This is a genomic window from Paenibacillus sp. ov031, from assembly GCF_900143165.1.
Classification (GTDB): domain Bacteria; phylum Bacillota; class Bacilli; order Paenibacillales; family Paenibacillaceae; genus Paenibacillus; species Paenibacillus marchantiae.
Genome location: NZ_FRDO01000002.1, coordinates 242,714 through 262,702 on the forward strand (window position 1 = coordinate 242,714; position 19,989 = coordinate 262,702).

Consider the following 19,989-nt stretch of genomic DNA (forward strand, 5'->3'; position numbering starts at 1 on the left):
AATTGTAGTTCAGCGTATTTCCGGCGCAACAAGATCTTATACTCTAAAGATACTGATAATCATTATCATTTGTCAACAGTAAATACCAAATTCCTTGATAGTTGAAAGCTATTTTTGAAGTGTTTTACTAGAAATCGTTCAAATTTTTCGCACTTTATGTGAGAGCTTTTCTCATCGTGTACGTGCATTTCATCGCTTTGCGTATGTTCATCCTTGCCCAACATCTTAATAATGTGTCCGAATTGTGAAAATTAGACCTATATTGATTCATTTTGTATATGTCATTCCCCATCAATTGAGCAAAAACAAAAATACAGCCCCTACGAAATTCTTCGAGGTGGCTGTATTCCATTAATAATATATTCAATTAATGCCGCTTAGAGCTTCGGTTCCGGGACTAGGTTGATCACGAGCGTTCCACTCTGGATACTCACGATGTCCTTCAGATCAAAATCGGCCGGAAGCTCCACTTGGTGCCCATAGGGATACAGACGATCTGCTTCAGCAACAGTCAGATTTTCCACTGAAGATGATTCTGTTCCCTTAGACTGAGACGAATCTGAAGGCGTGCCGCCTGCATCTCCCTGTGTAGCTCCTTCATCCGTAGTGTCAGAGGCTGTGCCAGTACCGCCATCCGTCGATGTGCTGCCTGCTGCGGGATTTGAAGTGGTATCCCCCGTTGAGGCTGAATCTGCCCCTTGCTCGGCTTCTCCGCTCTGCTGAGTATCGTCCACATTATCGGTAGAAGAACCTGCTGAGCTTCCTTCAGACGTACCCTCTGAGCTGTCACCAGCTGTACCTTCGCCATCCGGCTCCTCATTTCGGTTGAAACTCTCCCATTCACCCTCAGCATTGAGCTTCTGTGTCGTACCATCTTTCAAGTTCCATATGAGAGTGTCCGTTTGCAAAGCGTTGCTGTCCGTTTCGTCTCTGTAACGAATCACCAACTGGGCAGGCGTCTGTGTGCCGTCGTCCGCTTCGGATGCAGGAACGAGGTAGGCGATCTGTTCAGCGAGCTCCACCTCCGGTTCAGCTGGAACAACGGGCTCCTGTGTCGGTGGAGGTGATGCCTCAGGTGTCTTCGCCTTATCGCTCATCAAAGCATACGTGCCTCCAGCAATACCAAGAATCAGAATGACAATGACCAATCCTAGAAAAAGGTTCTTCCTTTTACCTGTCAGCATGCGTACCAGCGGGGAAGACAACTCTGTTTTGGCGCGATCGTAAGCCGGCTTCATCGTCTTACTTGCTCTGGCATAATAGGGTTTGAAAGCTGACTTTGACTTAAAAGCTTCGCGATCATGGGCCTTGAAATAGGCCACGATTGCATCCGAGTATCCCTTATGTGCGTTAGAGCCGCGAATAAACAAGCGTTGATTCCCTGACCACTCCATAAATTGATACAACACTTCTGTACGTCCTGAACTACTATAGATAAATTCAATCAGGCCTGGATAATCGAGTCTGTTGCTACCGCTGCCACCGCGATAGAAAGCCAGCGGCAGTGCTTCAAATGCAGTCGTATCTGGGCGATCACGAAGCTCTCCGGCAAGCCAGCGACGCGTCCAGCGCTGGAGCTCATTACGTTCGGCCAAAGAGAGGGATTCCAACTCCTCTTCGTCACGCCCCTCACCGCTAAGCCATGCTCTCGCTGCCAGCATCATGTTTGTACGCGCAGATACATCTGAGCCCTGGCGAGCAGCCCAGTCCCGAACCTCGTTTCCGTGCAACAAAATATCAATGCTTAACAGCTGTTCACGGTTAACCCGCTCCAGATCGAGATCCTGGATCATAAACAAGTTAATAACGTAAGCCAGCTTATCTGCAAGCCGGGTTAAATCCTCCTGATACGCTGGTGGTTGGACAGCGGACCCAGGTCCACCTTTCCGGTTAGCGCGAACTGAAGCTCCAGACTGTCCAATCCGGGCGGTAATACCCGTGTCTAGGGAGCCTGCGACTGGTACACGATCCAAGATACTAACCCGCTTAAGTGCCTCATTGGCAGACTGAACAGGGTTGGGCGCAGAACACAAACGTTCACGCAGCTCCGTTCCTGTCCGTTCCAGCAAGAAACTGTTGTGGATGGCAGACGGGTGAGATGTAATCCATCTCTGGATCACTTCCACAACATCGGCGGCTGATTCCGTGCGTTTCAGCTGATTATCCAGATAGGGCTCGAACAGCAGCTTGGTCAGTGATTCGTTCGCCAGCACTTTGTCGAAGAAAGCACGGCTTAACAGGCTGTCCCGATCCAGCAAGCCATACAGCTCCTGCACGGCACGCATACGTTTCTGCGAACGGGCGTTATTAACACCATAGATGAAATAATCCACGATTCGGGACTGTACGACTGGCGCAGCGACCCGGAAATACTCCCCAATGCGTGCTGCAACCGATTCTTCAGGTACATTCTCCCGTTTAACGCTGTCCAGCTCACGACTGAGCAACGTCAAGAACAATTCGTTCAAACGAGAACGTTGCTGCGCTCCGCCTTCCGGTTTCAAGTAGGTGAGCAATCCACTTAGGACATCGCTTTTGTTATCCAGGTATAACTCTTCCATCCCCTGCTCCAGACGATAGAACATAGAAAGTTCCCCGTATGCTTCAATGGAGAGCTCCCGTCCAGGCTCCATTCCGGACAGCATCTCATCCGCAAAAGCATAAAATGAATCGGCAGCCGCAGGTTCGTGCAGTAGGGTCCAGGCGAATTCCGTATAAGGAAGCTTCGCCACAGATGCATCTGCATGGGTAACTCTGCCCGATACCAGATCAAAGGTGAAATCCTTCTCTGTATTCCGATCTTTCGGACGCAGCGTGCCCCGCTCAACAAACTGAAGGTGGATGCCTTTCTTTGCCTGCGGCTCCTTTGCAAAAGTCATAAAGCCGAGCTGCCGCCGGAACGCGTAAGGCAGCGCCGTATATAACAAACGCAGCAGTCCCTTGGCTCCGGCTGTAACTTCCTCAGCGGGCACATCCAGCGCAATGTATACCTTCCGACGTGTCGCTACGGCTTGCATGACGGCGTAGAGCAGGCGTTTGAATACCACCTCGTCCATTTTCAGACCGCCAAGGATCTGACTTGGAGAGCTTTGTCCAACACCAGCTGCTCGTGGCAATTCATTAAGCGATGGCAGCACTGTACCTTGTTCGATGTCATATGACGTGGCGAACACAGCATCCAGCCAGCCGCCTTGCTTCATCTGCTCTTCCGAGCGTTCGGGAGACAAGACATAGTTATGAGCGAAAAAAGCGCTGCGCAGCCCGGTGAAATCAACGGACTGGTACACATTTTGCCCAAGAATCGTCTCCCCGCTCTCCAGATGCAGCAGATGAATGGACGGGGGAAACTTCGTCTCATCCTTCTCACTCCGGCCCGTCAGCTCCGCCGGAGCGTCATAGACGCAGTAGGGATGAAGCACTTTTTTGATAAAAGAAGGGTCCAGTCCCGGCGATGCGGCAACCGTATCGAACCCCTCCGTTGTGCGAAACACCCCGCGCCGCTCTCGAGTGTACAGCTGTTGTTCAATTGGCGGGGTCATGGAAGAACGCATCATCCCACTCTCCCCTCAATGTACTTCAGCTTGTACAGCAGCCAGAGGAATGGCTCATCGACACGGATTGGACTGACCACACCTTGCAGCTTCATATCCACCGGATTGCTTCCCAGCGCAGACACCGCAAAGTAAGCCGTATCCTTAAAGTACACATCCATCGTGCCTTTGAACGGACGGTCCACCTTCTCGATAAAACGCCGGATCTCCCCGTCGATATTCTCGAATTCGGTCAGGTCAAACCAGTCGCGGTGCACCATGTTGCGGAATACATTACTGTTGGATTTGATGTAATCGCCCTCTTCATCCTTGAGGGAATGCAGCATGTCGCTTTTGGTGAGTACAACGGCTGTCGGAATATTCGTCTTGGCTTTGTCTTGGTACGCGATAAAGTCACCGAACATCGTTAACACCACATCACGTGGCTCATCGTATCTTGGCGTCCACTCGCCTGGCTCGTTGCCGAGGTTGATGCGGATTTTGTCCCGGATGGAACGAATCTGAAGCGGGTCCACCATGAACAGAATGCCTGCCGAGTTCTTGATATGCTGCCCGTGAAGTCCCAGATAGTCCTGCTCCACCATACCTTCACCAGCGACGTCAAAAAACACCAGTGTCAGCGGAGCTTTATCTTCATCCTTGAATACAAATTGGAAAATAAACGGCTCCTGCAGCTTCTCCTTCTGCGTTGAATCCAACAGATCGCCCCGCTCGAATAGCGGTTCTTCATAATCTGCACGGAACCGGCGGCTAATCTCCGCGTTCAGCGGCATGCAGGCCGCATCAAAATGATCGGCTGTGTAATGCTGCAATGTATGAATCAATGAAGTCATGTAGACGGATTTACCCACCTGGGATGCCCCAATAATGGAAATGATATTGCTTGGTGCTTTGCCTGCCGTGACAGGCAGCTCGTTATGGCACTGTGGACACAGCCGGCGCCGTGTAACCACACCGTAACGATCGTTCAGTCCCATCACAATGTTATCCGAATAGATGCGATGTTCCTCAGGTACATCATGCGGAGCCAGCACGGCCTCCATATCAAACACCGTATCCAGTCCAAACCGTTCGCGATATCGATTCAGCTTCGCATCTTCCCCAAGTGCGTAGTCCTCATCGTCGTCGCGATGATGTGCAGCACGGAACACAACCTCCTCCGGTGAAAACTTGCTGAAACAATACGGACATACGATATCGTAAAACAACGGCCGCTCTTCCGGCTGCTGTCTCTTCAAAAACCGACTAAAAAAGCTCATAGCCACTCCCCTCCCCTGATCAGTTAGACAAAAAGCCTAACTATCTAGTCTGATATAAGCCTATAGGCGGCTCCATACTTTGGTCCGTCCGTGAAGAATAGCCTCACGTAATCGTCCTTGGCTACCTCAACCGGTGGCATCTCATTTCTCCCGGGAGCAAAATCACTCACAAAAGGGTACACCGTGCCATCTTCCTTATTCAACGGAACCCCACCTTGTTTGCGGACATAACAGAGTGCCTCCTTCGGAACAGGTGCTTCCGTTGTAACGGTCATCAGTACACTTTTTCGTTTCTGAAAAAAACCGCTCTTGTATCGGATCGAAAAGCGAATATCCGCCTTGCCTGCACTGGCAACTACCGTGTTGTCTCCATCACGCTGACGCACCAGAACTGGCCCGTCCTCCTGCATCTGACACACATACACTGTATAACGAATTGCACCAAAACCCGTGATTCGATCCATATATCCATTGCTCGCCTTATATTCTTCTTTTGTGTATAACTTCAGCTTGCCCTGTGCAGCCTGTTCCTCGGTACGATCATCACCCATCATATCGAGCTCCAGCCGTTCAACATATACAGCTTCCACGCTCTCTGGCCAGAGCCAGCGAAGTGTACACTGGCTCTCGTCCACTGCAAGTGTCAGTCTGCGAATCAGGGGCGCTGAAGGGTCTGCATCCGTAAAACGCATCTATCGCCTACCTCCAGACGTCAAAATCCTTTGCTGCGCGAATCTCTTGCCCGCTGACCGAATCCTTCCACCGAATTGGTTCCTCCACCAGCATCGCGACGCCCACGCGTCTTCCGCGGTGTATTCTCCTTGATCGGAATAATCCAGCTGAACAGGGTTAACACACCAGATAAGATGAGCATCGCTCCGAATCTTACAAATGTATCACCAACCGTTGATCCGTCCAGTCCCCATTCGAGCAGAAGTCCGGCCAATAAACCAGACACGGCACCACCAATTCCGAAACTGAGTGCGAGATGACGGTTATCGAATACAAGTCCGAGCGACACGCCCAGCGCGACACCAATCAACAGTAAGACAGCCACTCGGAAAATAGCCAGATACGTACTGTGCTCCATCATGCCTGTACGTTCGGTCACCAGCGTTCGTTCATCAATCGTATCGTAAATTTGCTGGAATGCCAGATTAAGTCCACCGGAATCTGGTACATCATAGTACATACCGCCCGTCTGCTGTGCGATATGACGCAGCAAGTCGGTTCCGGAAGGGTCCACCAGACTCAGCCCCACCGTATTGACGGCGATCTGTTCATTTGCATACTCAGACAAAATGCCGGATGTGTCTGCATCACTGAATCCATCGGATAGCAGAATCGCTACCGTTCCGCGTTTCGGGTCCTGTTTGCCCTTAATCTGCTCCATCGCTTCCCGCAGCACTGCATCGAAATTAGTTCCGCCCGAGGTCGTCACGATGCCATCAATTTTGCTGTACACCTCATTTTTGGCAGCTTCGCTGTCCAACGGGGTGAACGGCTGAAGCAGCTCGGGTTGATCATCAAAGGTAATCACCGCCACCTGTTTATCGCTTTCCATTTGGCTAATCAGTGTTTTGGCCGCTTCAAAGCGACCGTTATCTGGGTCTGTCTTACTCATACTGCCCGAGTTATCGATCATCAGCACGATATCCTTGACTTGCTTCACACCGCCTGGGTTAATCTGATACAGCAATTGCAGGGCAAGTCCGACGACAAACAATAGCGCCAGCGTTGCCGGAACAAGCAGTTTCCAGGATAGTCCCAGATATCGCAGCTTCCAGGAAGCTCCGTTCAGCTTTGGCGAGATCATCTCTGCGAGTAAACAGAATAATCCCACGCTAAGCGCCAACACGCCAAAGTATAATCCCATCAGCAATAGACGGGGCATTTCCCCGAGCCACTGACGCAGCATGATTTCTCCAGCCGCAAAGCCCACAGCTCCGCCAATCAGGCTGAACAGGACCAGGAGAAGATTGATTTTTCGCTGCATGTTTGCATGCATCCTTTCCAAAACAGCCGATGAACGGCTGAATTAATACAAGATGGGTTGATGAAAAATGAACGTATAATGTACTGGACGGAAACAGATGGATCGATCTGTACCTCCCTTCCGTCCATATAAGATACAGCCTTATGTTTTAACGCATGGGTGACAGCTTCTCGGCCAGATCGGAGGGATGGAGCTCATAACCATTCTCTGTATACGAATCGTAATACACCCGACCATTGCGATACACCATCAGGTCTTCCAGATGGAAGCCCCCCATCAGATTCAGCTTCTCCACACCACTGCTTCGTTCTTCATATACCACACCCAGCTTATAGATCCGTGACGTTTCTTCGGCATACGCCGCGTAGTCCATGAAGGCACTATGGTGATCACCAAAGAAATATTTTTCTTCATAACGATGTTCCTGCGTATAGTCGAATACTCTTACCCGAACGACCGCCTGCTCCTCCAGTGTGCGATACAATCGGCGGAACAGATCATCACGGGTCAGTACATTTTTGTCCCCATAGGTAATTGTAACATTCGCCCGCAACAGCAATTCTTCTTCGAAAGGTACCCGGAGCGGTTCTGCTGTAAGCAGCATCACATGACATACCTCCATCAGACGTTGCAGGAGTCGCTCGTTTCCTTCTGTGGCAAGCCCGTTCATATCCCCCATATGGCGGTCCTCAAACCAGACATCCCGTCCACGCTTTGCCTCCAAATCTGCAATCAGCGCTTCCGTCACTTTGCCGTAATACTCCATTACGTTCTGACCGATATATTCATCTGCAGCCGCTATGCTCTCTACCGCTGTCTCACGCAAAACACGTTCCAGCGTTGCAAGTGTCTCCGTTACACTCCGGCTGAACGTATGCAGTTGTTCCATCTCTGTGTCGTAGACACGAAGCAGCTGCAATTCATTCTCCAGGCGCAGCAATTCAACTTTGGGCACATACACACGCTCCAGTAAACAATCGATCAGGTTGCGCACGTTCTGTTTGTCACGGAACAACGCCCGTTTGAACGACTGATCCTCTACCCGCTCCTGCTGAAGCTGCTCCAGCAAGGCACGTGCGGATTCAAGTTGCACCGATTTATCACGAATCAGTCCAAGCAAAGCCTCACGCACGCTGCCGAACCCATTGTCACTCCAGGCAGCCCACTGAAAATAGCCAACCTCAGGATGCTCCGTGCGCGATTGCTCAGCCTTACGACGAAGGGAACCTTCTGTGCTGCGCTGACGTACTCGTTCCTCCGCAAGACGGACCACATTATCACGGAAATACACCTCTGCCCCCTGCCCGAACAATGCTCTCTCCGCTTCACGCAGCGAGAGCGGCTTCAGATCGGTGAAGCTGACGTTATGCGTCATTATGCCGCTCATGCCGCTCACCAGATCCTCATCGGGAAGAATCCCTTCCACTTTACGTTCTACCGAAGCCCCATCCAGTCCGAAAAAGGCGAGCTTGTCCTTGATGCTCCACTCGGGTTCCTGCCGCATCCGTTCAAGCAAATAACGATACAGGTGATACAACACCGCGAGTGCAATGGGTTTGTTCGGCCGTCTAATCTCGGCAAAACCTGCACTGGCATAACCATGCTGATCCGAGGTCGTACGAATGTTATTTTTGAACGACGTATTGTTATACGTGTTGGCCCCCGTGCTTGATACGGAACCAGAGCTATCTGCATCCTGCTTCCGATTCTTGAGCAGACAGATTCGGCAGATGATCTCGGCATTTTCGATCCACCCGCCGGGTACGCCAGTTCCCCGCTCGTTTTTGTCTGACAAAATATATACGAGATCGAATAACGGAGAAGCGGGATGTACAACCGGAATGGAGATACCGTCCTCCGTAACCAGCAGATTGCCACTGAACGTATAGTCCAGCCCCTGCATGTAATCCAGTTCCCGCAGAAAAGCGAGTCCCGCTGCGCTTGCATATCCAAAGGAATCGACCTGCTCCATCTCGCTGACTAGCACATGCAAATCGGTCTGTACCGACTTGAAGGATTGAGCCAGTATCGTCTCGGTCAGCTTGGTAAGCTCCGGCAACAATACATTCAATGGATCATCTGCCCTGGTCACAACGGTCACGTAGATTCGATCGAACGATGAATATAGGCGTCCGTATTCGGCAATACGATTACTCACCCGCCGCAAGGTACGATTCAGACCAAAGAGTGCCTGATCTGAATCGTGGAAACTGCGATGCACATCCTTGCGAAGCGTTTTGGATGGTCGATCTGTCTGTATGGTGGACAAGGGAAGCACGTGACGGGTCACCTGACCATCATCAGAAGTGCTGCCATTCCTTGCATCACTCCCGCCGTTAACACGCGCATATCCTGAATGAGCACCATCGCTGTAATGGTCATGCTTCGTTTGCGCGGTGTCATGGTCACGATGTCGGGCATGCTCCTGATTTTCCGTTCCAATCTGTACATAGACTACGCCTTCTCCGTTATCCCACTTCAGCCGGTTGATTTCCTGGACAGCAGACACTGCCGGAGCGACCTGGTCACCCACGAACAAGAACAACGCGGGGTAATGGATGCTGCTTCGACCATCACCCAGGCTGCCTTGACGCTCCTGCTCTGTTGCATACTGTGCTGCATACTTCTCCAGATTGCGCTTCAGAGCATTGTTCGAGCTGAACTCCATCCCGGCCGCCATCTTACTTCAGCCTTCTGCGAATGTCATTCAGTTTCGATGACATCGTTCTGTAGAACTGGTAGATGTCTTCCCCGTTCGCCAGTTCTACTCGCTCGTATTCCAGACGATCACGGGATTCCATGAACAATGCAGCCAGATCATCCAACTTCGTAAGCAGTGGCGTGATATCTTCAGAAGCGGTCAGGTCGTTATCACGGCGGGACGCTTTGCGCAGCAATGTGCTGCGATCCTTCTCCGCGAGTCCACGGAAGTTGCCAAACACTTCATATTCGGCAAAGTTACGGCTCTTCATCAGGTTCGCAAACGGCTCCCACGCGTCTTCTTCCGGATCACGGTCATAGACGTACAGCGCGCCTTTCTTCACGATGGTATCGGTGTATAGTGCTTCGATGAAGCGGTCATACCACTGCTCCTCGTCCTGATGCTGGGCGAGAATGCCTTCCAACTCGGCGACTTTGGCTAAGATAGCGTTCATCTTCGCCAGTTCTTCACGTACCCGTGCGATCAGCTGCGGGGAACGCACCAGGTTTTCTTTGGCCATATCTTCATTAATACTTCCGAAAATGTCCTTCACCGACACCCGTGGCAATCCTTCGGATTGCAGGCGTTTCAATTCAATAACTGCCCGCTTCACTTCACCCAGGTTCGGCGTGGTGGACGTGAGGCGCATGTCGTAGACACCCAGCTTAGCAGACAAGTCAAACGGTTCCGTTGTCACAATTGCATAGCGGTTGCTTGTATTCTCATCAATGGATTTGGCTATCACAATGTTGTATCCGAGCGCCTGCTCGAATTCGGTACGTACACGGGCATTGTACTGCTTGACCCGGGCGTTCTCGTACACATCTCCCCATGACTTTTCTGGAATTGGCGACGGCAGATAGGTCCAGTTATTCTTTTCGGTTTGCACCAGATGGCGTCCGATACCTTCTTTGTCCAAAATGGTACGTTCATAACTTTCCTCATATACTTTGAGTGGTGTGTACACAAACAGTGGTACCCCGTTGCGAGTGTTCAGCCAGAAGATCCGGTTGCGCACTTCACTTTCCTTAACGGTAAAATGGGATTTGCCCACCGCATTGTTCTGATAGTTGCGAATCCCTCTCAGAATGCCCGGCGCCTGTGCTGGCACCGATACGAATCCCCAGGATGGGAAATGCAGACTGCCTGTGCTGTTGCTCAGATTGAACACCGGAACCGCCTCATCATCCAGTTTGCCTGCAATGAAACGTTCCACGAATTTCTCGACAGACTCGTCCTGTCCATATTTGATAACCAGGAAGTCCTCCATCGAGCGGGTAATCAGATCGCCGAACTTCTCAGTCAGGAAATCAGAGATGGAGCTGACGATATCGATCTCGTTTTCTTTCACCCACTGGCTGGAGTTCTCCAGCAATTCACGCGAGAAGTCGCGGATCAGATCATCCGTATCGCGCTTGTCCAGCAGTCCATCCACCACACTGACGATATCCGGCACACTTACAACGTTCCAGTAATACGTTTTGTTGCCTTTGTGATCAGACTGTTCTTCGCCGCGTGTCAGGATATCCCCGTTTTTGGAGAAGATCGAGCTGAGTGCGTTCAGCGTTTCAGTAAATACGTTATAAATGCGGCTGTTCTCCTGGTTCAGCAATTCGTACAGGTCTTCGTAGAACTCAATCATCTGATCATTGCGTTCCACATCGGCATGCAGCCAGTACTCATGAATTTTTGCTTCAATATAAGCATTCTTCTTCTTCTCTTTGGAGACGAAAGCACTCTTCGCATCGCCCAGCTTCTCTTCGGACTGCTCCTGAGAGGCCTCAATGTCACGCGGAATGCGGAAGGCATTCTCACGCAGGGTTTCAATGTACGACTGAATCATCTTCAGTACACAGAAGCCTTTTTCCGTGTAGATCAGACGGGAGACATAGAACGGACCCTGTTCGGGATGCAAAAACATACGCCGGATCTGTTCGGTGAACTGACCCGCAATTTCTCCCGGCAGTTGCTTCTTCGCCTTGATATATTCTTCACGGGCACGAGCCAGGAAGTTCTGCTCCAGTTCGGTGTCCATGTTCACGACCTGTGATTTCACCACATTGCCATAGGACAGACGCTCACTGTTCTGGTAACCTGGCAGCGGCTCCGGCACACGGGCTTCGAAGGACTTGACCACACTTTCGAGATCAATGCCCAGCTTGCGGGCAAACTTCTCGGTATCCTCCTGGTTCGGTGCTTTGGAGAACATGGTGTTCATTTTGTCGAACATGCGGTAAGCCAGATAAGTCGTCATTTCTTCAATCGGTAGTACCGCCGAGGATGCACCGATAATGTTGTAATCATAGTTGGCCGGATAGGCTTTGTTCATCTGAGCAATGTTCGTGCGAATGTTGCTGATATAATCGTGGATGGCAAACTCCTCGCCGGATTGCTTTTCCTCACTCGCCATAAAGTTGGTGATGTTCTCGGCGGTGACGTTCATGCAGTAATCATAAGCATTCTCCAGTAATTTGCCTTCCGTATTGGTAGCAGAAATCAGATGACACAGGTTGAACGGTGGTAGCGGTGAATTCACCGTCAGAATGTTGCCGTATTTTTGGGAGAAACGCTCACCCCGGCTGTCCACGTTCATCCAATAATCCAATTCCTTGAGCGCAGCGTATCCATTCTTGCGGATGTACTCACGAGTGTGTTCACTCAAGCTTTTGTTGGATAGGTTCACGTCTGGGGTGAACAGATATCCCAGCGTGTTCACGCGGTCAATCCCGGCAGAGCCGTGATCACGTTCGATAATCCCGCGCACGATATAGGAAATATCGAGGAAGCAACCACTGCCCGTACCTCCGGAAAGACCGGTCAGCAGGAACACCATCAGTTTTTTGTTCGTGCCTACAGATAATGTTTTGATCTTTTTGTCGATTGCCTGCACGACTTGGTTAATCTTCGTGAACAGCAGCAGGCGTCCAGCCTGACGCACACCTGCGGCGCCGTTCATGCCATCGGTGATGCTCAGCTCTGGAGACAGCCAGTCCGTAATATACGGCTCCAATACGCTGCGGTTCTGAAGCAATCCACCAATCTCGGCATTGGACAGCAATACAAATTCATTAATTGGATCAAGTCCGATGCCTTTATACTTCTTGGCGCGATCCTGTTCGTTCGTTTCAAAAGCAAGAAATTCCACGTTGGACGGTTTATCCATTTTTTTCTTGGATACCGGGTCCTGTGGCAGCTTGAAACGTCGGTTAATCTGGTATTTAAGGCGCAACAGCGCATCAATACCTGTTCCTCCAAGACCGATAATCAGAATCGGGTTATCAATCGTATCGACTCTGATTTTCTCACTGACAATCCCTCCGCCAAGCGATACATCCAGTTGCTGAATATGTTCTCTAACAATCGGTTTCATTCCAAGTCCTCCCTTATTTAAACCAGTTGGGCTAAAACTCATTACACTTGCCACTCCGATGACAGAGTAACCTTCCGATCGCTGTTATCCCCAGATTTTTTCAATTCACTTTTACAAAGTGAAAATCCGGGGATAAAGGCGAACGCTTCGCTTCTTCAGGTTTTCTCTGTCCTCTCCGTTCTCGTGTAAACAATTATATCCAAATTAAAATGCATTCCTTTTAAACCAAATAATCAAATTACACCAGATACTCAATTAAAATCGTTTTGTCCGCCTGTTGCAGCGGAATGCTCAGTCGGTCACCGTTCTTCAGTTCAACGCCTGAGCTTGCATCAACGGTACGGCCGGATTTCTCCAACGTTCCGCCAGCGGTGTTACGGATTATAATTCGATCCCCATTGCTGGGCGTAAATACATATTTCTCGGTTTCCTTCAATTCAGGGTCCAGCTGTAACAGCTGGTGCAGATGGAATCTACCCCGGAAGGATGCCAGCTTTTTATATTGCGGGTACGACTTGTCCCCGGTATTCTCATCGCGAATTTCGACAACCATCTGTCCGACAAATCCACGGTTTTTGCGTTTCAGCCAGCCTAGCAGGAACCAGACACCCACAGCTACCACGATCAAGGCGATCACGCCCAAAATAACAGGCATCCATGGAAACGGCTTGTCCTGCTCGCCCGCAGGTGTCGTTGGCTGAGTTCCGCTACCGGCTGCTCCGCCCGCATTGATCGTAATTGGAGCACTTTCCCGGTAGAAGCTGTCTTCTTCTGCACGGATAACAAGCTCGTAGTTATGTTTGTCCGGCACTTCAAACGTTCCGGTGAACCCGGAGCCCGTGTTTTCGAGCGGCTGTTCTGTGCTTTTGCCTGTATCCTGATCGTTTACGACCAACGTCGCCTTCATATCGGCATACAGATCATTATCCTGCAGAGGCTGCCCTCCATTCTCCAGCTTGGCGGTCAGATCGACTTTGTCACCCTTCGTATAGGACTTGGTCTTAATTGGGTCCACAACGAGCTGGAGATCATAGTTGAACAACAGGTTGATATCGATGCTGTCTTTCGGAGCCCCTTTTACCCGAAGTTTCCAGTCGCCTTCCTGAGGCTTGAGCAGCTTCACCAAGGAATAACTCTTGGAAGTGGAAAGCTTGGCTACGTCAGAGTTTAGATCTACGGCCTTGCCTGAAGGATCGGTTAATTCAATCTGGACTTGTTTTGAAGACATAATCGAGATGTTGGCTTCAAGTACACTGTCGTTCGGTACGTTCACGGTAACTTCCTGATAACTGCCGTTTCCTGTAATGGAGGGCAGCTTCACGACATTCAGTTTGGCATGATCGGCGAAAATTTCACTCAGAATCTGTGGCAGATCATCCGGTGTATCTGTGATAAAAGACTTGCCTCCGGTCTGCTGAGCCAGATCTGCAAGTGCGTCCTTGTTCAGTTTGCCGTCTGCGTTCAGCCCGATCGTATAGACGGGAATCCCCTGATCCTGTGCTTCTTTGACGGCCTTTGCCAGATCCGCATCGGATTGAGACTGGGTGCGACCTTTGGTTTTGTTAAAATCGTTGTTGCCATCAGCCAGCAGCACGATCATTGGCGAGTGAGATGCGTCTGCCCCATGGTTCAGCACATTCACCGCTTCAGCCACTCCGACAGAGATATCGGTATATGGCCCTCGGCCGAGCTGATCAATAAAATCTTTCAGGCTGCTCTTGTCCGCATCGGACTGAATCTCCAGCAATGCCTTTTCCCGCTCCACCTGATCGGTGTAAGCGACAATCCCTACCTTGTCCCCCTGGACCGGCAGCATATCAATAAACATTTTCATGGCTTCATTGCTGATCTTGTCACGGTCACTTGTATTCATTGAATTACTTACATCGGCTACAAGTACCGCATCGATTCCGCTTGTCTGTGCCTGAGCCGCTGCAGCATGTGGCAGCAACGCCTGAGGTAGCAGCAGCGTTAGAAATGCCAGCAGAACCAGAGTTCCGCTGAGCCAGCGTATTTTGCTTGTCCGCAGCATTGGGTGTACTCCTTCACGTTTGAGATTAAAATGGGAATAGTTTATTATAGGCGTCAAGCCTTAAGGAAATCTTAACAGTCTACTAATAAATTCTGAAAAGCACCCCTATCTTCAGTTACAGTTTTGTAATGACTGACAAAAATCGACGAATTCATGTCAGTAGCTGGCACAAAAGTTCCAACTATGGAAATATGATATAGTTATTGCCAGCAAACTGCAATATAACGACGCTCGATCAGTAAACATTATAACTACGCATATTTTAACTATGCCTAGAAAGGAACGGATTATGGTTACATACGGATGCCTCGCCATATTGTTTCTTTTTGTCATTATAAAGGTGATTGCTTTCCTGCTTCATCGGCGCAAACCCGTTTCCCGGGAAGATGCCGATCGAACCCTCTACACTATTCTGAATGGCGAGTGTGATTGAGCATGAGCAATAAACAAGTTGTATCCATCAAACCTTTTATAAGAACAACGCATGCATTTCAAAAGTTGCGTGTCTGCAAGCGGTGTGGCCAGTATACCTGCCTGTGGGAAGATCACTGTACTGCCTGTGGACGCGGCACCCCTGCCACAGTGGAAGAACGCTCCTCTTCCCGCGTCAAACGTCGGATTGCACGCGACTTGTTCATTACGGTAATCCTTGGTGCAGCGGCCACTTATTTTGGTGAAACCATAGACCAAACGATGGCGGCGGCCAGTGTCTCCCTGCTGCTTCTGGCTGGATTGATCTTCATGCAAAAGCGATCCTTCCAAGTGGAACAGCAGCGTGAACTTAAACGCATGCTGCGTCAGGATGAAGAAGCGATTCGCCAAGGCATTAACCGAAATTGGGCTCTTGTCGCAGAAGCACGCAAGCAGGATGAAGCGCTAGCCTATGAAATGCTCAGGGAGATCGGTTCACTCGTCTATAACGACCGGATTCGTCTGCAGCAGGTTGCGCTGCTGCAATCCTTCGTGCTGCGAAGTGATATGGACCTGCAGCTCAAACCGCTGCTGCTGCACAGCTTCGAGCGGCTGCTTGCTGAATATATCGGTGAAATCGCACGGCTGAAGCCCGAATTGGTCCGTGAAGATGCGATCCGGTATATCGCCACGTACGAAGTGAATATTTTGCAACTGCACAACGGGATTCAGATTCTGACGGCTGTAGCCGCCGCTGCTGTACGCAAGAGTAAATATATTGAGTTGTTCCCAAGTCTTATTACCCGCTACGCGCGCTTTATGCCCAAAGATCGGTTTATGAGACTCTATCGAACTCTGGAGCTCTATCCTGGTAAGGCACGCGGTGGTCTGGCGGAGTCGGTTGGTCGGGTGTATAACGAGAAATATCGGGATTCGTACGCAGATATTCGTGTATAGAGCTGATGTATATGGACTCGAAATGTAAATTAGTGCAAACTCAATCCCTGTATATAGACGAACCAAAATTCGTTTACCCCTGCATGCATACTGGATTCACGCGTGACATTGTATAGTTTTTATCATATAAGCTTCGACGAAAAAACACCCCATCCTTAGGTCTAGGATGAGGTGTTTTGATGTTTGGAAAATGTATGGCGTTCTTCCAGACTACTTGCCATAGGTTTTATCGTTATTAACGCCCGCGACGAGAATCGCGGCGGTCGCTCTTGGCTGGCCCACGTCCTGCGGAGTCCGGTCGGCGTGAACCTTCACTGCTGCGCCCGGAGCTGCGCTTGTCGGCGCTACGGCCGCCCCAGCCGCTGCTGCGCTCATCGCCGCTGCGACCTGCACCACGCCCGCCTTGACCCGCTGCACCGCGACTGCTGTCGCTGCTGCTGCGCGCGGAACCACGGCCTGCGCTGCGCTCGTCGCCACTGCGGCCGCCACTACGACCACCGCTGCGTCCACCTTCGCCGCCACGGGAACCACCACGACCGCCACGTCCGCCTTCGCTGCGGCCGGTACGACCTGCGCCGCGACGGGCACTGCCTGTCCCAGCGGAGCGTCCGCCAGAACGTTCTTCATCACCCTGACTGTTGATAGAACGTCTATTTGCTCCAGTTGATGCTAGCGGACCTTCACTTGTCCACTGGATACGGGACAGCTTCTGATTGGTGCCTTCCTCAATACGAGCAAGCTCCGGTCTGTCGTGCTGTGTTGCAAATGTCACGGCAAGACCCGTGCCGCCAGCACGACCCGTACGGCCGATCCGGTGGATATAGCTTTCCGCATCATGCGGCATATCGTAGTTGAATACATGCGTTACGCCTTCAACATCCAGTCCGCGTGCCGCAACATCCGTAGCAACGAGGATTTGCAATTTCGCGTCGCGGAATGCTTTCATTACGTTCTCACGCTTGGATTGAGACAAATCACCATGAAGTTCATCGCTCGCATAACCTGCTTCACGCAGATCTTCATTCAGCTTGGATGCACGGCGCTTGGTCCGGCAGAAAACAATTGCCAGGTACGGGCGATACGTATCAATCATGCCGCGAAGTGCCTCAAGTTTGCCACGATCCGTGCACTCCAGCACCTGCTGGCGAATCTGATTGATCGGAATCACGGACTTGGAGGATACCTTCACATCCTCCGGGTCTTTCATGTAGTTCTTCGCCAGGTTGCGAATGCCTTTCGGCATCGTTGCCGAGAACAGCATTGTCTGACGTTTGTGTGGCAGTTCACTAAGGATGGTCTCAACATCATCCAGGAAGCCCATGTGCAGCATTTGGTCGGCTTCATCCAGCACAAGTTTCTTAACATTATCCAGCTTCAACGTGCCACGACGCAGATGGTCCAGGAGACGTCCCGGCGTACCAATCACGATCTGTGTGCCGTTTTGCAGCTTGCGCAGCTGTTTGTCCACATCTTGTCCGCCGTATACCGCGAGAACATGCAGCTTATCGTCGTTTGCAGTCAGCTTCTTCGCTTCTTCCGTAATTTGCAGCGCCAGCTCCCGCGTAGGGGCAATAATCAGTGCTTGCGGCGAGCGGTCGGATACATTAATTTTCTGAATAATCGGCAGCAAAAAAGCCAGTGTTTTCCCTGTACCCGTCTGTGCCTCAGCAATAATATCACGCCCACCCAGCAATACCGGAATCGAACGCTCCTGTACCGGAGTCGGCACGGCGATGCCCTGATGTTTCAGGATCTCGCACCATTCCGGGCGAATGCCCAGTTGTTCAAAGTTTGCCAATCGTTACACCTCTGTATATTCATTTAGATAAGTCCATTTCATAATTGCTTTCACTTGGCTTCAATCAAGACTAGTTTTCCGTATATCAATCATGATTATGAAATGAATTTTTTAAAAAGCAATCGGTCCGTTGCTCTTCTTCTCCATACCCTGTAGTTTACACGTTAGTCAAGCAAAACAAAAGGGGATCAGGCGTTACTTTCCTGCATTTGTCCACAAATGTCCCGGATCGTTGTGTTTAAAGCCTTAACGAATCATACAGACCTTATACCGCAGTCATGGAAACCTGTGAAATTGTGACGAACTTCAGCCACGCTATAGACCTCAACTAACTAAGCATTTTGCTGATATAAACAAAAAAGGGCCGTCCCTGTCATGATCCATCATGACTTGCAGGACAGCACCTATCATCTATCAATGATACTCATTTGGATTCAACTATAGCTATGAATTAGGAACTGTGCCCTTGCACCGTAGCAAATCCGCTCTTCTCAAGCAAACGAGAGCTTTCCTCGTTCAGTCCGCGCAGATGCACCGTTTTGCCCAGCTTCGCATATTTGAACTTCACTTTACCAATGGCAACAACCGCCGTATTATCCCAAATATGTGAGCCACCAAAATCAATCGTGATTTCCTGCGGATCAGCCTCAGCATTGAACTCATCGACGAAGCGGGAAGATGAACCGAAGAAGAACGGTCCGTGGACCCGATAGACCTTCTGCCCCTGCTCCTCATATGCCTGCACACGAATCTTGGTCTGTTTCCAACCAAAATGAAGCACACTAAGCACAACGCCGACCATCACACCGATAGACAGATCGTGGGTATACACCACAATGGCAACTGTGACTACCATAACGAAGGCTTCCGCACGTGGCACACGCGCAATGTTCTTGATGGAGCTCCAGTCAAACGTACCGATGCACACCATAAACATCACACCTACGAGTGCGCCCATTGGCACCTCTTTCACCACACCACTAAGCAATAACAACAATATGGCCAGAAAAGCGCCAGCCGTAAATGTCGATAATCGACCTCGACCACCAGACTTCACATTAATAACCGACTGTCCAATCATCGCGCAACCACCCATGCCACCGAAAAGGCCATTAACAAAGTTGGCAATCCCCTGACCACGTACTTCACGGTTTTTGCTGCTCTTGGTCTCGGTCATTTCATCCACAATCGTTGCAGTCAGCAAAGATTCCAGCAAACCTACCAGAGCCATCGTGAACGAATACGGCAGCAGAATCATTAGCGTATTGAGAGACCAGTCGATATTCGGCAGATGGAACATAGGCAGGGTACTCGTAAGATTCCCCATATCCCCTACAGTTTTGACGTCCAGATGTAATAGCGCCGTAATGATCGTCATAATCACAATGGCAATCAGTGGAGCCGGAACACTTTTGAAAAACCGTGGCAAAATATAAATGATCGCCAGCGTACCCGCTACCATCGCATACATGATCCAGTTCGCACCTGTGAAATGGGTCAGCTGAGCCATAAAGATCAGAATCGCCAGCGCGTTCACAAACCCGGTCAGTACCGAATGAGGCACAAATGTAATAAACCGACCAACCTTGAAAATTCCCAGAATAAACTGGATTATACCTGTCAGAATTGTAGCAGCAAAAAGATACTCCACGCCATAATCCTTGACGAGTCCCACCATCAGTACCGCCATAGCACCCGTTGCGGCCGAGATCATGCCCGGTCTTCCGCCCGCAATCGAGATCACGATGGCAATCGTAATCGAAGCATACAATCCCACCATCGGATCGACACCCGCAATGATCGAGAAGGCAATGGCTTCCGGAATAAGCGCCAGCGCTACCGTAATACCTGCCAGCACGTCCCCGCGAATGTTACCAAACCATTGTTGTTTTAAAGTATTCATATCGTCCTTTG

At 50.4% G+C, this 19,989-nt stretch carries 10 protein-coding genes; 1 reads left to right on the top strand and 9 read right to left on the bottom strand.

Going from position 1 to position 19,989, the window contains the following annotated elements; translation table 11 throughout:
* Positions 1 to 377 precede the first annotated feature (377 nt).
* The 7 genes from BUA17_RS11335 to BUA17_RS11365 form a co-directional block, all read right to left on the bottom strand.
* Positions 378 to 3,554 carry a GAP1-N2 domain-containing protein gene (locus BUA17_RS11335; protein WP_072733669.1) on the bottom strand — a complete coding sequence of 1,059 codons (3,177 nt, stop codon included), beginning with the start codon at positions 3,552 to 3,554 and terminating at the stop codon, positions 378 to 380.
* Complete coding sequence (locus BUA17_RS11340) at positions 3,551 to 4,810, bottom strand: TRAFAC clade GTPase domain-containing protein (RefSeq protein ID WP_024632789.1); 1,260 nt, start codon at positions 4,808 to 4,810, stop codon at positions 3,551 to 3,553. The genes BUA17_RS11335 and BUA17_RS11340 overlap by 4 nt, the downstream gene beginning before the upstream one ends.
* 44 nt (positions 4,811 to 4,854) lie before the next feature.
* A complete protein-coding gene (locus BUA17_RS11345; RefSeq protein WP_063566907.1) occupies positions 4,855 to 5,502 on the bottom strand; it encodes a hypothetical protein in 648 nt (215 codons plus the stop codon).
* Between the two features lie 20 nt (positions 5,503 to 5,522).
* The gene (locus BUA17_RS11350) at positions 5,523 to 6,806 is read right to left on the bottom strand and encodes a vWA domain-containing protein (RefSeq protein WP_072733670.1); all 1,284 of its coding nucleotides are present in this window, start codon (positions 6,804 to 6,806) and stop codon (positions 5,523 to 5,525) included.
* Between the two features lie 148 nt (positions 6,807 to 6,954).
* The gene (locus tag BUA17_RS11355; RefSeq protein ID WP_083584674.1) at positions 6,955 to 9,486 is read right to left on the bottom strand and encodes a transcription initiation factor TFIID; all 2,532 of its coding nucleotides are present in this window, start codon (positions 9,484 to 9,486) and stop codon (positions 6,955 to 6,957) included.
* Between the two features lies 1 nt (position 9,487).
* Entirely contained in the window at positions 9,488 to 12,877 is a 3,390-nt protein-coding gene (locus tag BUA17_RS11360; protein ID WP_072733671.1) for a tubulin-like doman-containing protein, read from the bottom strand.
* A 238-nt stretch (positions 12,878 to 13,115) separates the two neighbouring features.
* Entirely contained in the window at positions 13,116 to 14,909 is a 1,794-nt protein-coding gene (locus tag BUA17_RS11365) for a vWA domain-containing protein (RefSeq protein WP_072733672.1), read from the bottom strand.
* 435 nt (positions 14,910 to 15,344) lie between these two features.
* Between BUA17_RS11365 and BUA17_RS11370 the strand changes: the two genes are divergently transcribed.
* The gene (locus BUA17_RS11370) at positions 15,345 to 16,277 is read left to right on the top strand and encodes a hypothetical protein (protein WP_072733673.1); all 933 of its coding nucleotides are present in this window, start codon (positions 15,345 to 15,347) and stop codon (positions 16,275 to 16,277) included.
* Between the two features lie 235 nt (positions 16,278 to 16,512).
* Here the strand turns inward: BUA17_RS11370 and BUA17_RS11375 are convergent, their stop codons facing one another.
* Together BUA17_RS11375 and BUA17_RS11380 are read right to left on the bottom strand one after the other, a co-directional pair.
* Positions 16,513 to 18,075 carry a DEAD/DEAH box helicase gene (locus tag BUA17_RS11375; RefSeq protein WP_072733674.1) on the bottom strand — a complete coding sequence of 521 codons (1,563 nt, stop codon included), beginning with the start codon at positions 18,073 to 18,075 and terminating at the stop codon, positions 16,513 to 16,515.
* A 451-nt stretch (positions 18,076 to 18,526) separates the two neighbouring features.
* Positions 18,527 to 19,978, bottom strand: coding sequence for a SulP family inorganic anion transporter (locus BUA17_RS11380; protein WP_063567239.1), 1,452 nt, complete (start codon positions 19,976 to 19,978; stop codon positions 18,527 to 18,529).
* Positions 19,979 to 19,989 lie beyond the last annotated feature (11 nt).

Coding starts and splice junctions, on each gene's coding strand:
- BUA17_RS11360 (WP_072733671.1), bottom strand. CDS start 12,877: ATGAAACCGATTGTTAGAGAACATATTCAGCAACTGGATGTATCGCTT.
- BUA17_RS11355 (WP_083584674.1), bottom strand. CDS start 9,486: ATGGCGGCCGGGATGGAGTTCAGCTCGAACAATGCTCTGAAGCGCAAT.
- BUA17_RS11345 (WP_063566907.1), bottom strand. CDS start 5,502: ATGCGTTTTACGGATGCAGACCCTTCAGCGCCCCTGATTCGCAGACTG.
- BUA17_RS11365 (WP_072733672.1), bottom strand. CDS start 14,909: ATGCTGCGGACAAGCAAAATACGCTGGCTCAGCGGAACTCTGGTTCTG.
- BUA17_RS11380 (WP_063567239.1), bottom strand. CDS start 19,978: ATGAATACTTTAAAACAACAATGGTTTGGTAACATTCGCGGGGACGTG.
- BUA17_RS11340 (WP_024632789.1), bottom strand. CDS start 4,810: ATGAGCTTTTTTAGTCGGTTTTTGAAGAGACAGCAGCCGGAAGAGCGG.
- BUA17_RS11370 (WP_072733673.1), top strand. CDS start 15,345: ATGAGCAATAAACAAGTTGTATCCATCAAACCTTTTATAAGAACAACG.
- BUA17_RS11335 (WP_072733669.1), bottom strand. CDS start 3,554: ATGATGCGTTCTTCCATGACCCCGCCAATTGAACAACAGCTGTACACT.
- BUA17_RS11350 (WP_072733670.1), bottom strand. CDS start 6,806: ATGCAGCGAAAAATCAATCTTCTCCTGGTCCTGTTCAGCCTGATTGGC.